General features: G+C 71.3%; 16 protein-coding genes. 10 read left to right on the top strand and 6 right to left on the bottom strand.

All coding sequences use genetic code 11. The annotated features are described in order from the left end of the window. Window positions 1-1,073, bottom strand: a 1,073-nt coding sequence (locus RR49_RS15765) for a nucleoside-diphosphate sugar epimerase/dehydratase (protein WP_425411852.1), incomplete at its 3' end; no start/stop codon positions are given. On the opposite strand from RR49_RS15765, the gene RR49_RS15250 reads away from it, so the two are divergent. After that, window positions 1,057-1,221 (top strand): hypothetical protein, encoded by a 165-nt coding sequence (locus RR49_RS15250; RefSeq protein ID WP_048809464.1) that lies wholly within the window; start codon window positions 1,057-1,059, stop codon window positions 1,219-1,221. The genes RR49_RS15765 and RR49_RS15250 overlap by 17 nt on opposite strands. A gap of 623 nt (window positions 1,222-1,844) precedes the next feature. Then, on the top strand, window positions 1,845-3,224 hold the full coding sequence (locus RR49_RS01030; protein ID WP_045245942.1) for an HNH endonuclease: 1,380 nt from the start codon (window positions 1,845-1,847) through the stop codon (window positions 3,222-3,224). A 24-nt stretch (window positions 3,225-3,248) separates the two neighbouring features. On the opposite strand, the gene RR49_RS01035 is transcribed toward RR49_RS01030, so the two are convergent. After that, window positions 3,249-3,449, bottom strand: coding sequence for a hypothetical protein (locus tag RR49_RS01035; protein WP_045245944.1), 201 nt, complete (start codon window positions 3,447-3,449; stop codon window positions 3,249-3,251). After that, window positions 3,446-3,838 carry a hypothetical protein gene (locus RR49_RS01040; RefSeq protein ID WP_045245946.1) on the bottom strand — a complete coding sequence of 131 codons (393 nt, stop codon included), beginning with the start codon at window positions 3,836-3,838 and terminating at the stop codon, window positions 3,446-3,448. The genes RR49_RS01035 and RR49_RS01040 overlap by 4 nt, the downstream gene beginning before the upstream one ends. Before the next feature lie 284 nt (window positions 3,839-4,122). Here RR49_RS01040 and RR49_RS01045 point away from each other — a divergent pair, with 284 nt between their 5' ends. After that, complete coding sequence (locus tag RR49_RS01045; protein ID WP_045245947.1) at window positions 4,123-5,583, top strand: helix-turn-helix domain-containing protein; 1,461 nt, start codon at window positions 4,123-4,125, stop codon at window positions 5,581-5,583. A gap of 79 nt (window positions 5,584-5,662) precedes the next feature. Beyond that, window positions 5,663-6,544, top strand: a complete 882-nt coding sequence (gene galU / locus RR49_RS01050) for a UTP--glucose-1-phosphate uridylyltransferase GalU (RefSeq protein ID WP_045245949.1) — start codon at window positions 5,663-5,665, stop codon at window positions 6,542-6,544. 267 nt (window positions 6,545-6,811) lie between these two features. On the opposite strand, the gene RR49_RS01055 is transcribed toward galU, so the two are convergent. Further along, the gene (locus RR49_RS01055; protein ID WP_045245951.1) at window positions 6,812-7,192 is read right to left on the bottom strand and encodes a hypothetical protein; all 381 of its coding nucleotides are present in this window, start codon (window positions 7,190-7,192) and stop codon (window positions 6,812-6,814) included. A 251-nt stretch (window positions 7,193-7,443) separates the two neighbouring features. Here RR49_RS01055 and RR49_RS01060 point away from each other — a divergent pair, with 251 nt between their 5' ends. The 4 genes from RR49_RS01060 to panB are packed head-to-tail and all read left to right on the top strand — an operon-like array spanning window position 7,444 to window position 10,998. After that, window positions 7,444-8,427: a TerC family protein gene (locus tag RR49_RS01060; RefSeq protein ID WP_045245953.1), complete on the top strand. Its 984-nt coding sequence runs from the start codon at window positions 7,444-7,446 to the stop codon at window positions 8,425-8,427. Between the two features lie 44 nt (window positions 8,428-8,471). Further along, window positions 8,472-9,236: a Rossmann-like and DUF2520 domain-containing protein gene (locus tag RR49_RS01065; protein WP_045245955.1), complete on the top strand. Its 765-nt coding sequence runs from the start codon at window positions 8,472-8,474 to the stop codon at window positions 9,234-9,236. Next, window positions 9,233-10,135: a pantoate--beta-alanine ligase gene (gene panC / locus RR49_RS01070; RefSeq protein WP_048809465.1), complete on the top strand. Its 903-nt coding sequence runs from the start codon at window positions 9,233-9,235 to the stop codon at window positions 10,133-10,135. Before RR49_RS01065 ends, panC begins: the two co-directional genes overlap by 4 nt. After that, the gene (gene panB, locus RR49_RS01075; protein ID WP_045245956.1) at window positions 10,135-10,998 is read left to right on the top strand and encodes a 3-methyl-2-oxobutanoate hydroxymethyltransferase; all 864 of its coding nucleotides are present in this window, start codon (window positions 10,135-10,137) and stop codon (window positions 10,996-10,998) included. The genes panC and panB overlap by 1 nt, the downstream gene beginning before the upstream one ends. A gap of 37 nt (window positions 10,999-11,035) precedes the next feature. On the opposite strand, the gene RR49_RS15925 is transcribed toward panB, so the two are convergent. Continuing rightward, window positions 11,036-11,179 carry a hypothetical protein gene (locus RR49_RS15925; RefSeq protein ID WP_048809466.1) on the bottom strand — a complete coding sequence of 48 codons (144 nt, stop codon included), beginning with the start codon at window positions 11,177-11,179 and terminating at the stop codon, window positions 11,036-11,038. A 58-nt stretch (window positions 11,180-11,237) separates the two neighbouring features. Further along, window positions 11,238-12,065: a universal stress protein gene (locus RR49_RS01080; protein ID WP_045245957.1), complete on the bottom strand. Its 828-nt coding sequence runs from the start codon at window positions 12,063-12,065 to the stop codon at window positions 11,238-11,240. A gap of 152 nt (window positions 12,066-12,217) precedes the next feature. Between RR49_RS01080 and RR49_RS01085 the strand changes: the two genes are divergently transcribed. After that, on the top strand, window positions 12,218-13,720 hold the full coding sequence (locus RR49_RS01085) for a glycoside hydrolase family 6 protein (protein WP_048809467.1): 1,503 nt from the start codon (window positions 12,218-12,220) through the stop codon (window positions 13,718-13,720). A 136-nt stretch (window positions 13,721-13,856) separates the two neighbouring features. Continuing rightward, the coding region (locus tag RR49_RS01090; protein ID WP_045245958.1) for a response regulator transcription factor at window positions 13,857-14,326 on the top strand (470 nt) is incomplete at its 3' end.

Below are 14,326 nucleotides of genomic sequence, written 5' to 3' on the forward strand. Positions count from 1 at the left end.
ACGGGATCATCGAGCTCCACCGCCGCCTCGCCCGCGGCTATCGCAACCGCGAGAACTACCGCCTCCGCATGCTCCTCACCGCCGGCGGACTCACCCCATGACCCCCCCACCGGATGTCCGAAGAGCCGGATGTCCGTGCCGGGCACCGTGTCGCCGACCTTCCCGCTCGGAGTGCACGCACCCACGACCAGATAGCCCGCGCTGACGTTTCGACCGAGTTCACGCGCGATCTGCGCGACCGACGCCGGCGAGCCGACGAGCAGCACGCGGGCCGAATACCTGCCGCCCTGCCTCATCGCGATGAGCCACTGCCGCCACAACCAGCGGGTTGCGATGAGCACCAGCACACCCAACGGCAGACTGATGAGCAGGAAGCCTCTCGCGACATCCACTTTCGCGAGGAACGCGACGATCGCGATCGCACCGAACAGCCGCACGCTCGCATCCGCCACGCGGAGATACTCGGTCGGGCCCGCACCGATCACGCGATAGCTGCGCGAGTCGCTCCACGACAGCGCACCCAGCCAGAGCACGATCAGGCCGATGGAGAAAAGCCAGTACGACACGGCCGAGACGCCGTCATCCTGACTGATCGCGAGTTGCTCATTGCCGAGACCGAACCATGCGATCTGTGTGCCGAACACCACCCACACCAGCACGATCGAGTCGCTGATCCACAGGCGGCGTTGATAGGCGGAACGCCAACTCTTCTGCGGCCGGGGAGCCTCGGTGTCGATTGCACCGTCGCTTGGTCGCCGCGGCATCGCGGGTGTTTCGGGATGCCCCGCCGCCCCAGACGATTCGCTCGTGTCCGATAGCGACTCCGTCGTCGCATCGACCTGAAATTCGGTCGACACAGTGCTCCCCTCGGCTAACGGTGAATCCCTCGGTGGCCGCACGTTACCAGCCGTGTGTGACGACGGTGTGTCCGGCGATTCTCGTGACGTCATCGGTCTGCAAGTCCCGCCCACACAGTAGCGGGACTTAGTAGCGGCGCGAGCAGCGGGCGGGCTGTCGGCGTCGCGAATCGGCTCCTGCCTATTGCGCGGCGCTGACGTGGTGATCGTCGTCACCGAGTGGGATGAATACCGCCGGCAGATGGCCCCCGAGCTCGTGTCGACTCTCACCGAGGGCCGCATCATCATCGACGGCCGCAACTGCCTGGATGCCGCGGCCTGGCGCGCGGCCGGATGGACGTACTACGGGATGGGGCGGCCGTAGCGGTCCCTGTGACGCGTCGCGTCGCCGGAGGGCGGCGCGTGGGTGTCACAGGGCGCCCCGAGTCAACACCCCGCCGAGCGACGACCCGTCGCGAGGTTCGACGGTGCGCACCGATGCCGCGCGGCGTTCTCGTGTTCGACGCACGAGCCGTGATCCCACGACGCGTCGCCACCGCATCGGCGAGCGTGCGCGGCACCTTCCGCGGGGAGGGGTCCGCGTCGCGCGCGTGTACCCGCGCGCGGACTGGCGTGCCGTCTGTGTCCGCTTCGGCACCGCACCGCGCTGACTCCGAGCCCCTGTCCGCCGCCGGCTCCAGATTCCACCGCGTTGCGCGCCGGCATCGACGCACCGCGCCCGCAACCCGACTGAGCGGATGCCGCTCCCTCCCGGGGTGCGTCTTCACGGCGTTCGTGAGGGCGAGGCTGTGATCCTCGGGATGTCGTGCGACACGAGGCGGATTCCTGATCTCTCCGGGGCGGAGATCACGCGCACGGTTCTGGCCCGGGGCGTCGCTCAGAGGCGCTCGAAACGAAGCTTCCTCCACAATCATCCGGAGTCGCGAAGCTTTCACTTTCGAAGAAAAAGCCGAACAAAATGTCGCACCCCCACGCGACAATGGGAACATGCATTCCACATCCGCCACCACCCTTCTCGCCGCTGATCAGCGCGCGTGGAACGACGTGGTGGGCGCGATCGACCTCGCTGAGCGCATCGTCGCCCGTGCCGAGGTCGAGCGGATGCGGGCGCTCGCCGCCGCGGGTCGTCTGGTGCGAGACCTCGCGGCCGACACCCCCACTCGTGTGCGCGAGCACGACATGGTGCTGCGGTCGCTGTCCGCCGAGATCGGCGCCGTCGCCCGGCGCTCCGACCGCTCGGTGCAGCGCGATATCGGTGACGCGATCGAACTCGTCGAGCACTACCCGGCCACCCTTTCCCGGTGGGAGGCCGGTGACATCACCCGGGCTCACGTGCGCACCATCGTCGACTGCGGCGCCATCGTTCCGATCGACGCACGCGCCGATTTCGATACGGATGCCGCGGCCCTCGCGACGCACCACAGCCCGGGTCGGCTCCGCCGACTGCTCGAACAGCTCGCCGACGACATGCACCCGCGATCACTCGTCGAACGCCACGTCGACGCGCGCGCCGAGCGCTGCGTGCGCGTGGTCGCGCGCGGCGAAGGAATGTCCGACCTCATCGTCACGACACCGACGCTGCTGGCCGACGCCGTGTACGACCGGCTCACCCAGCAGGCCCGCATGCTCATCGACACGCGGGCGCATGTCGACGCCGGCGCCGACGTCGACGCCCATTCGTGCGTCGATGCCGCCGACACCCGCTCCATCGACCAGGTGCGCGCCGACCTCGTCACCGACATGCTGCTCACCGTCGCTCCCAGCGCCGACCCGACCCGCACCGACGACGGCCCGGGCGCTCTCGGAGCCATCCGAGCCAAGGTGCAGATCGTCGTTCCCGTCGCGACCCTGCTCGGCGACGACGACCGTTCCGCCGAACACGCCGGCCGCGGCCCCCTCGACGCCGACACCGCCCGCCGGCTCGCCGGTGCCACCCGCTGCCCGTGGGAACGCGTGCTCACCCACCCCATCACCGGGCAGGTGCTCGCCGTCGACACCTACCAGCGACCGGCCGCCCTCGACCGCTACCTTCGCGCCCGCGACCAGCACTGCCGATTCCCCGGATGCCGCGTCCCCGCCGTGCGCTGCGAAGTCGACCACACCACCGACTGGGCGCTCGGAGGCAAGACCGAGGCATCCAATCTCGCCCACCTCTGCCAACGGCACCACTCGATGAAGCAGTTCACCGCGTGGACCGTGCGTCAGCACCCGGGCGGCATCCTCGAATGGACCTCACCCGGCGGTCGAACCTACCTCGACCACCCCGCCGGCGCCGGCGCGCACGCCGTCACCTTCACGCCCGATCCACCCGGCGACACCGGCTCGCGCGCGCATCCTCGACACGACGAATCCACCGCACCGTTCTGACCGGCACCTGGCAGAACGCGAGCATCAGCGCACCGGCGCCGACGTCGCCGCGCCACCCTCCGGGCTGAACGTGTAGTCGTGCGTCACCGCGAGATACACCAGCGCCGCCACCCCCACTGCGATCACCGCCACCATCACATACGCCCACCACGAGTGGCCGGGCCGGCGCGGCGGGCCGCCCCGTCTCGAGCCTCGAGTCATACCGACGATCGGGTCGTACGTCACAGCGGATCCTCCAGCCATCCGTCCAGCGGTCGCGGGCGCAACGGATCGCTCGGCCATGAGCGGGCAGCGCGGAACTCGATCGACGCGACCAGGTCGCGACGAGTGGAGACAAGGGCGAGCGTGCAGAACTGCACCCGCTCGTCATGGAAAGAACGGCAGTCCCACTCCCACGTGAGCACGTCCACGTCATCCGACCGCGACCGCGCCAGCATCGAGACGACCGCATTCGGCCGGCGTACCTCCGTGTCGAACCAGAGCCGCAACTGGCGGGCGCCCGCGAACCGGTCGTCGCCATCGACGATCGCGCCGTCACTGACGAAGCACGCGACGAACGCACGCTCGTCACGCGCGTTGATCGCATCCAGCACCGAGGCCACGATGTCGACCACCGAACCCCCTCCCCAGCGGAATCAGTGATGCGTCACGGTCCGGGCCGCGGCATCCGTCGAATTCATCGGATGCCGTGACGAAAAGGACCGCACGTGGGACCTAGTCTGGGAGCGGGGGCGGGCTCACCCGTGCACGGGGAACGGATTTCAACCGAATTCGTCCACATTTGGACCGGTTCGGGTCGTAATGGACCTGATGGTCGCGTCTCAGCGCGCCAGATTTGTAGTGGCATGGACCTCCCCCTCTCTCTACCGGCGACGCGCCCGCACGTCGACGCGACGGCATGACCGTCGACGCGCGCACCACCTCCGACGATCTCGCGACCCGCCTGCGGCACGATGCATGGCGCCTGCTGTTCGAAGACCCGGCTCGCCTGCGAACCGACCTCGCGGCACTCATCCGCTCCCAGCCCGACGCGCTCCCGCTCGCCCAGGGCTTCCGCGCCCTCGCCATCGACGTGATCGGCGCCGACCTGCTCTACGACATCCCCGGCGCCCCACCCGCGCGCGCCGGCGACGAACCCAGCCCCGGCATCCGACGGCTTCGAGGCCTCATCGAACACCGGCGAGCAGGGGATGCCGCGGCCGCCCTGCGCCACGTCGACACCGCCCTGAGCGACCCCGAGCCCCCGCTGCCGCTGTCCCGCGCGATCGTCGAAGAGCAACGGGCGCTCGTCCACCTCGCCTCCGGCGAGACCACCGCCGCGCTCAGCGCCCTCGCCGCCGCCGGAGCCCACGCGACCGCCGCGCCCACCCTCGCACAGCGCATCCAGTTCGAATCGGCCGTGGCGCACGCGCTCCGCGGCAACCTGCGCGACGCCCGCCACTACCTCGCCGTCGGAGAAGCCATCCCCGCCGCGGCGCCGGCCGGCGCCGTCACCGGCGAGTGGCGTGACGTCGCCCGCGGACTCATCGCCGTCGAATCCGTCTCGCACCCGCAGCTCACCGCCGGCCTTCACCTGCCACCGATCGAGAGCGCCACCGACCTGTGGCCGCTCGTCGCCCTCGTGCGCGGACGCGAAGCCCTCGTCGCCCGCGCACCGCTCCGGGCGCTCGAGACCGCAGAGTTCGCGCTCGACTGCCACGACGCCACCACCCCCTTCGCCGCGTCCGCGATGACCTGGCTCATGGTGTCCGCCCTCGTCGACCTGGACGACGCACCCCGCGCCCACGCGGTCGTCGCCACGGCTCCCCCCACCACCCTCGTCGACCTCGCCCGTGCGCGCCTCGCCCTGCACGAGAACGCCCGCGCCGATGCGCTGCGCATCACCGGCGCCGTGCTCGCCCGACCCGGCACCGCCATGGCAGAACGAGGCGAAGCGCTCCTCCTGCGGCTCTGGGCGGTCGCCCTCGGCGACGAGCTCGATCCCCGCGAGTGCACGATCGCCGCCCGCCTCGCCACCTTCAGCTCGCTCCGCCGACTCTTCGCCCTCGTGCCCACCTGGCTCATCGCGCAGATCGCGGCCGCCCTCGACGAGCCCTCCCGTGAGCGGATGTCCCGTGCCACCGTCGACCTCGCCCCTTACCGCCCGATGACCTCCACACCACCGGTCCTCACCACCCGCGAATCGGCGGTGCTGCAGGCGCTGTTCACCTTCGACTCGATCTCGCAGATCGCCGCGGCGATGTTCGTCACCCCCAGCACCGTCAAGTCGCAGCTGTCCTCCGTCTACCGCAAACTCGGCGCTCGCGGTCGCGCCGAGGCCATGGCCATCGCCACGAGACTCGACCTCATCGACCTCTGAGCGGTGGGCCGCGGCATCCTCGCGTCATCGTTCGCCCCGCGTAACAGCCCGTTCACATGGCCCCCCTAGGTTCGCGCTCATGGGGATCAAAACCGTCATTCCGGCTGCCGGCCTCGGCACGCGTTTCCTTCCGGCCACCAAGGCCATGCCGAAGGAGATGCTGCCCGTCGTCGACAAGCCGGCCATCCAGTACGTCGTCGAAGAAGCCGTCTCGGCGGGCAGTGACGACGTGCTCGTCGTCGTCGGCCGCAACAAGAACGCGCTCGCGAACCACTTCGACCGGGTCACCGAGCTCGAGCACACCCTCGAACGCAAGGGCGACGCCGCGAAGCTCGCGAAGGTCATGGAGGCCAGCCGTCTCGCGGACATCCACTTCGTTCGGCAGGGCGACCCGCTCGGCCTCGGGCACGCCGTGCTGCGCGCCCGCCGACACGTCGGACAGGAGACCTTCGCCGTGCTCCTCGGCGACGACCTCATCGACGCCAGGGACCCGCTGCTGACCCGCATGATCGAGGCATCCGCCCAGAAGTCCGCGACCGTCATCGCCCTGATGGAAGTCGACCCGGCGCAGATCCACCTTTACGGATGCGCCGCCGTCGAGGCCACCGACGACGCCGACCTCGTGAAGGTCGTCGACCTCGTCGAGAAGCCCGCCGCCGCCGACGCGCCCAGCAACCTCGCCATCATCGGCCGCTACGTGCTCAAGCCCGAGATCTTCGAGGTGCTCGAGGAGACCGCGCCCGGCAAGGGCGGCGAGATCCAGCTCACCGACGCCCTCAAGGCCCTCGCCGCCGACGAGAGCATCGCGGGACCCGTCTACGGCGTCATCTTCCGCGGTCGCCGCTACGACACGGGGGACCGCCTCGACTACCTCAAGTCCAACCTGCTGCTCGCCCTCGACCGCGACGACCTCGGCCCCGACCTCGCCGCCTGGCTCAAGGAGCTCGCCACCGGCCTCTGATCGGGAGGCAGCTGCGCGTCCACAGCAATCGCACCGCCGCCGCCCAGAAGCCACCGAGGAACGGAACGATCCGGTCGAATCCGAACGAAACCGGACGACGGAACGCGGTGCCCGCGGGCTGAGATGGCAGAGGTTTCACTGCGTGGGTCGCCCCGCAACCTTGCCGCTGACGTCACGCGGGGAGATGTGCGACCGTTCCGCCTCGCGCGGATCCCTCCGCGAGGCGATCTTGGGGGCCGGAGGGGTCCGCGCGAGCCCTCCGCCCGATCACACCGCGCTGCGCGCGAGTCCGATCCGCACACCGAAGTTGGACGCATCGAATCCGCCGTTCGACTCGACGTAGGCGATGAACGAGGCGACGATCACGAGCGCCAGCGTGACGGGCGGGACCCACAGCCGCACCGTCCGGAACCGTCGCACGAAGGTCTGCACCGACGCGCCGACAGCGAGCAGAAGCACGACGGCGATCGCGTACGAGCTCGCCGCCCGCTCGACCGCGGCTCCGTCGCAGCCCGCGCAGCGATGCACGTAGACGACGCCGGCGAACAGCCGCCACGCGGTCTCCGCCGCGAGCGCGACAGCGGCGACCCATACGGCCACCGCGATGAGGCGACCCGATCGCCAGTGCTCCGCCGTACCCCCCGCCATGGCTCCACACTCACCCGGCCGCGCGGCGACGGTCAACCCGAGGCGAGGTCCCGTCACACAGATTTCACGCGAGCGGCCGTGGCATCCGTTCAGGCCGGGTGCCCTAGACTCGACCACGACAGGGGGAGTACTCCCACGCGACGGACCCGTCAATACGGATGCGCAGACGCATCCCGGCCCGTCGGCCCCGCACCCGGGGTGGAGGAGACCTTGGCGACATCCGTGTTCCGCCCTACCCTCTGGAGTTCCCTGTGAACGTCACCACCCTCGTCTGGATCATCACGATCGCGGTCACCATCGCGTTCTTCGTGTACGAGTTCTTCGCCCACGTGCGAAAGCCCCACGAGCCGACCATCGGCGAGTCCGCCCGCTGGTCGGCCTTCTACATCGGGCTCGCACTCCTGTTCGGCGTCGGCATCGGCGTGGTCTCCGGCTGGACATACGGCGGGGAGTACTTCGCCGGCTACCTCACCGAGAAGGCGCTGTCGATCGACAACCTCTTCGTCTTCCTCCTGGTGATGACGGGCTTCGCCGTGCCGAAGGCGTACCAGCAGAAGGTGCTGTTGATCGGCATCGTCATCGCCCTCGTGCTGCGCGGCGGCTTCATCGCGATCGGCGCAACGCTCATCGAGAACCTCTCGTGGGTGTTCTACATCTTCGGTGCGCTGCTGCTGTTCCTCGCCTGGAAGCAGGCGTTCGGCAACCACGAGTCCGACCCCGCCAACGGGGCGTTCATGCGCTTCGTGCGCCGCCACCTTCCCGTCACCGACGACTACCACGGCGACCGGCTCACGGTGCGCCTCGACGGCAAGCGCTTCGTCACCCCGATGCTTCTCACGATCATCGCGATCGGCTTCATCGACCTGATCTTCGCGGTCGACTCGATCCCGGCGATCTACGGGCTGACCAACGAGGCGTACATCGTGTTTACCGCCAACGCGTTCGCGCTCATGGGCCTGCGGCAGCTGTTCTTCCTCATCGGCGGACTGCTCGAGCGCCTCGTCTACCTCGCGCAGGGGCTCGCCGTCATCCTCGCCTTCATCGGCGTGAAGCTCGTCTTCCACGCGCTCCACGTCAACGAGCTGCCCTTCATCAACGGCGGCCACCATGTGGAGTGGATCCCCGAGATCCCCATCTGGTTCTCGCTGCTGTTCATCGCCGCCACGATCGCCGTCGCGACGGTCGCGAGCCTGGTGAAGACCCGGGGCGACCGGGCGGTGACGACGGGGCACTAGCCTCACGGCCCGGCCCCGGTGTGCGAGGGGTACGGTGTACGCGGATGTCCCGCACTCACCCGAACCCCGCAGGCGACGCCGCCCTCGGCCGCATCGCCGTCGTCGGCGACGGCAGAATGGGCCGGGCGCTCATCGCCGCTCTCGCGGAGATCGGGGTCACCGCGGCCGGCCCCGAACCCCGTGGTGCCACCGGGTCGGGCGCCGACATCGTGCTCCTCGCGGTGCCCGACCACGCGATCGCGGAGGCCGCTGCCGCCATCGCCCCCGGCCCGCTCGTCGGGCACCTCTCCGGTGCGCTGGGGTTGGCTCCGCTGACCCCGCACGAGTCGTTCAGCATCCACCCCCTCATGACCGTCACCTCCGCCGGTGCCCGCTTCACCGGCGTCACCGCGGCGCTCGCCGGAAGCACTCCGCGCGCCCTCGCCGCCGCCGAGCGGCTCGCCGCGAAGCTCGGGATGTCGCCGGTCGCCGTCGCCCCCGACGACCGGGCGGCGTACCATGCTGCCGCGTCGATCGCGGCGAACTTCCTCGTGACGGTCGAGGCGTTCGCCGAGCAGCTTGCGTCGACCGCGGGCATCGACCGCGCCGCCCTCGTACCCCTCGTGCGCGCCGCCGTCGACAACTGGTCGGCGCTGGGGGCGCCGGCCGCCCTCACCGGTCCCGTCGCCCGGGGCGATGACGACACCGTCGCCCGCCAGCGTGCCGCGATCGCCGAGCGCGCCCCCGAGCAGCTCGCGCTGTTCGATGCGCTCGTCGATGCCACGCGCGCGCTCGCCGAGCGCTCGCGCACCTCGGCGGCCCCGGCATGATCGTCGCGACGACGCTCGCCGAGCTGCGGTCGGCCCTCGCCCCGCGCCGCGACGCCCCGATCGCCGTCGTGCCGACCATGGGCGCCCTGCACGAAGGTCACCTGTCGCTCGTCACGGCAGCCCGCGCGCGTGCGGCCACGGTCGTGCTCACGATCTTCGTGAACCCGACCCAGTTCACCGAGCAGGCCGACCTCGACGCCTACCCCCGCGCTCTCGACGACGACCTCGCGAAGGCGGGCGCCGCGGGCGTCGACGTGGTCTTCGCGCCGACCGCCGCCGAGATGTACCCGACCGGCTTCGCGACCACGGTGTCGATCGCCGGACCCCTCACCGAGACCTTCGAGGGCGCCGTGCGCGGCCGCGCCCACTTCGACGGCGTCGCCACGATCGTGAGCAAGCTGCTGCTCGCCGTGCTCGCCGACACCGCGTACTTCGGGCAGAAGGACGCCCAGCAGGTCGCCGTCGTCCGACGGCTCGTGCGCGACCTCGGCATCCCCACCGAGATCGTCGTCGTGCCCACGTCGCGCGACGACGACGGCCTCGCGCGATCGAGCCGCAACGTGCGGCTGACTCCCGCCGACCGGGTCCGTGCCCTCGCCCTGCCCCGCGCGCTGGCCGCCGCCGCTCGAGCCGTCGCCGACGGTGAGCAGGATGCCGCGGCTCTCCGCGCGATCGCGGCGCATGAGCTCGACGCCGCCGGTCTCACCCCCGACTATCTCGCCGTCGTCGACAGCGATGGCTTCGCCGAGCTCGACCGTCTCGATCGCGACGCGGTGCTCGTCGTCGCAGCCCGCGTGGGAGCCGTGCGACTGCTCGACAACGTCGTGCTCGCGCCCGTGACGGTGAGCAGCGACATCCTCGACGACCGTCCGGTCGCCGCACCCACCGGGAGCCCTTGATGACCGAACGCCCGCCCGTCACCCTCGCCCGCATCGCCGAGATGCACGCCGCCGGCGAGCAGATCGTCATGGTGACCGCCTACGATCATCCGTCCGCGCGTGCCGCGGAGCGCGCCGGGGTGGACATGATCCTCGTCGGCGACTCGGCCGCCCAGGTCGTCCTCGGCTACGACGGCACCGCGCCCGTGTCGCTCGACGAGATGCTCATGCTCGCGCGTGCCGTGCGCCGTGCCGTGCGCACGGCCTTCGTCGTCGTCGACCTGCCGTTCGGGGCGACCGAGCTCAGCGACGAGCAGGCCGTGGCCTCCTCGCTCCGGCTCGTGAAGGAGGCGGGCGCCGACGCCGTCAAGCTCGAGGGCGGGCAGCCGGCGCGGCTGTCGCGCATCCGCGCCATCGTCGCGGCCGGTATCCCGGTCGTCGGGCACATCGGTCTCACGCCGCAGACCGCGACCGCGCTCGGAGGACTGCGCGCCCAGGGCCGCACGGTCGACACCGCCCTCCGCGTCTCTCAGGAGGCGCTCGACGTCGAGGCGGCCGGGGCGATCGCTCTCGTCGTCGAGGCCGTGCCCGCGGCGGTCGTCGCCGAGATCCGCGGAGCCCTCGGCATCCCCCTCATCGGCATCGGCGCGGGTGCCGCCGACGGCCAGGTGCTCGTGCACCATGACCTTCTCGGCATCACCGCCGGGCGCACCGCACGGTTCGTCAAGCAGTATGCGGCGCTCGGTGACGCCATGGCCGAGGGCATCGCCACGTACGCGACCGAGGTGCGCGCGGGGGAGTTCCCGAGCGCCGAGCACACCTACCCGGTGGCCGACGACGTGCTCGACCAGGTGCGCGCGCACCTCGCGGCACGCGGGCACTGAGGCTCCGCGCGGCCGGCGGGCCCGGCGGGTGCGCGCGTCACCGCACGTAGCTGCCGTAGTAGGCGAACGCCGCCCACACGAGCACCGCGACGCCCACGGCCAGCAGCGCAACACCGACATACATCAGCACGGTCGCCGGCCGCACCGGCGGCCGCTTCCGACCTTCGTCAGGGATCCCCATACCGCGGATATTACTGACGCGGTGTGTCCAGAATGTGTCCGATGACGGATGACGACGCTCAGCGCACGACGGCGGTGACCGTCGGCAGGGCGCCGACCACGTGCTCGCTCACCGAACCGAGCACGAAACGGGCGAACGCGCCCCGCCCGTGAGAGCCCACGACGAGCAGCGCCGCACCGGCGCCGGCCTCTTCGAGCGCGGTCGCCGGGTCGCCCTCGAGGGCGTCGCCGGTCACGGCGAGGTCGGGGTGGGCCGACGCGACCCGCTGCACCACCGCGTCGACGTTCGCGGTCGCGATCGCCGCGAGATCGGTGAGGTAGAGGTCGGGGTACAGCCCGAAATCGCCGGGCACGGCGACCGGCGTCCACGCCGACACGACGCGCAGCGGTTCGCCGAGCCGCGCGGCCTCGGCGGCGGCGAACGTGATCGCGGCATCCGAGACATCCGAGCCGTCGACACCGACGACGACACCCGATCCGGCGGCGTCGGCGGCGGGAACGACCACGACGGGGGAGCGGGCGGCGGCGGCGATGCGCGCCCCGTGCAGTCCGCGCCGACCGGATCCCCGCGACTCGCCGCCGATCACGACCAGCGCGGCATGAGCGGATGCCTCCACCAGCGCGGCGACCGGATTCCCGTGGTCGACGCGCGTCGACACGGCGACCCCGCCTGCGCCGAGCCGGGCCGCCTCCGCGGCGACCGCGTCGGTCGCGTGCGCGAGTGCGGCGTCCAGCACCTGCTGCTCGCCGACCGCGCCGACGGCGCCGCCGACGATCGCGAGCAGCTCGACCGCTCCGCCCGTCGCCGCCGCTCGGGCCACCGCCCAGTCGCCGGCATGTCCCGACACCGTCGCATCGACGAATCCCACCACGATCGCACCAGTCATGGCCGCCCCTTCGCTCGTGCCCTCAGCGTATCCCCGGCACCGGCGGTGGGCGAGGTCGATGACCGGGTAAACCCCGGTGCGAGCGGCCCCCGCGTGTCGGGTGATCGCAGCGTCCCGGGCGCCCGCCGGGGATCACTCGATAGAGTCGCCAGGTGAGCACTCCGCCGCACGACGGCTCCGACGCGTCAGATCCGGTCGACGCGCCCGACGCCGCGCACCCGACACCGATCGTTCGCGCGCCGAAGCCCCCGCGTCATCCCGCGTCCCACCCGGCACGACGTCTGCAGGAAGCCGCGGGGTCGGCGCCGGCCGCGGAGAGCGCCCCCGCGGATGCCCCCTCCGCCTCCGCCGACGCCGCGACCAACGAGGACGCTCGGCGCATCGTCGCGAACCGCGACGCCTATGTGCTGCGCGTCGACACCGCTGCCGTGCCGGTCACCGGCCCGGCCGTCGACGACAGCGCATCGAGCCGTTCCGGCGACGCCGCGGAATCGGCGCCGGAGCACGCCCTCGTGTCCGACGCCGCTGCGCCGGACGCACCTGCCCCGAACGCCGCTTCGGTGAACGCCTCTGCGTCGCATGCCCCCGCCGCCGCTCCGCGCGGTCGCCGTGCCCCGCGCCGGACACGCGCGCCCCGTGCTCCCCGCACGCGACGTCAGAAGTGGATCCGCGGCCTGATCATCGCCGCCATCGCGCTCGTCGTGGTCGTCGTGCTCTCGGGCCTCGCGATCGCCGGCATCGCCGTCACCACCCTGGTGAACACCGTGTCTGCACAGCCGCCCCGCGTGGGCACCACGATCGTCGCTCCCGACGAGTCCAAGGCGGCCAAGGCCGCCGCCGCCGAGACGCCCGGCTCGGCCGAACAGGCGGCAGCCGCCTACCTCGCCGCCCAGCCCACCGCCTACTGGCTCACCCCCGAACAGGATCCGATCGGCGAGGTCTACGACCGTGTCGCCCACCTCGCCACCGAGGCGCGCGCGCAGAAGGCGTCCCTCGCCGTCGTCGTCTACGGGCTCCCGGGCCGTGACTGCGGAAACCACTCCGCCGGCGGTCTCGACGAAGCCGACTATGTCACCTGGACGACCCAGATCGGTCAGGCGCTCGCCGCGGCATCCGACCTGCGCAAGATCGTCATCCTCGAACCCGACAGCCTCGCGCTCGCGCCGCAATGCGGCAACCTCAGCGACCGCGACACCCAACTGCGCGGGGCGGTCGACGTGATCGCGGGCACCAACACCTGGATCTACCTCGACGGCGGACATTCGTCGTGGCTTCCGGCGGCGCAGATGGCCGACCTGATCAAGAGCGTCGGCGTGCTCGACAAGGTGCGCGGGTTCGCGACGAACGTGTCGAACTTCAACACCACCCAGAACGAGTTCAGCTACGCCCATGCCGTCGCCGCCGCCCTCGGGACGGGTCACGCGATCGTCGACACCTCGCGCAACGGCGCCGGACCCACGAGCGACAACCAGTGGTGCAACCCGGCAGGTCGCCTCGTCGGCGACAAGGGCGGCACGTACGGCGACGACGTCGTCGACACCAACCTGTGGATCAAGCCGCCCGGCGAGAGCGACGGCACGTGCAACGGCGGACCCGACGCGGGTGTCTGGTGGCCTGCGGGAGCGGTCGCGCTCACGCAGGGGCTGGTGAAATGACGCACGCCGTGTTGCCGGACCCACGCTCCGGCTTCTCAGGGCTGTAACAGAACTATGGAACAATGACGAAGCGCTCGGGGGCCCGCGGGGTGACCGACGCGTGTCCCTCCGGTTCCTCCACGAGAAGGCCACCTGAATGAGCACACCTGAAGGCGGGCAGAAGACCGCCGTCATCGTCGAGGACGACCCCGACGTCCGCCACCTCCTCGTCGAAGTGCTCGAGGCCGCGGGATTCTCGACGGTCTCCGTCGGAAACGGCATCGACGGTGTGCGTGCAGTGCTGGCCTACCAGCCCCTCATCACGACGCTCGACGTGAACATGCCGGGCATCGACGGGTTCGAGGCGGCCCGTCGCATCCGCGAGAAGAGCAACTCCTACATCATCATGCTCACCGGCCTCGCCGACGAGGCCGACGTGGTGCTCGGCCTCGGCGCCGGCGCCGACGAGTACATCGTCAAGCCGTTCCGCCCGCGCGAGTTCCGTGCGCGCATCGAGGCGCTCCTGCGCCGACCGCGCCCCGACGGTGCGACGCCCCCGGCGACCCGGCAGGAGAGCGTCGGCCCGTCGTTCCCCGGCGCCCGGCCCGCGGCATCCGCCTTCCCGAC

The organism is Microbacterium ginsengisoli (assembly GCF_000956535.1).
Lineage (GTDB): Bacteria > Actinomycetota > Actinomycetes > Actinomycetales > Microbacteriaceae > Microbacterium > Microbacterium ginsengisoli.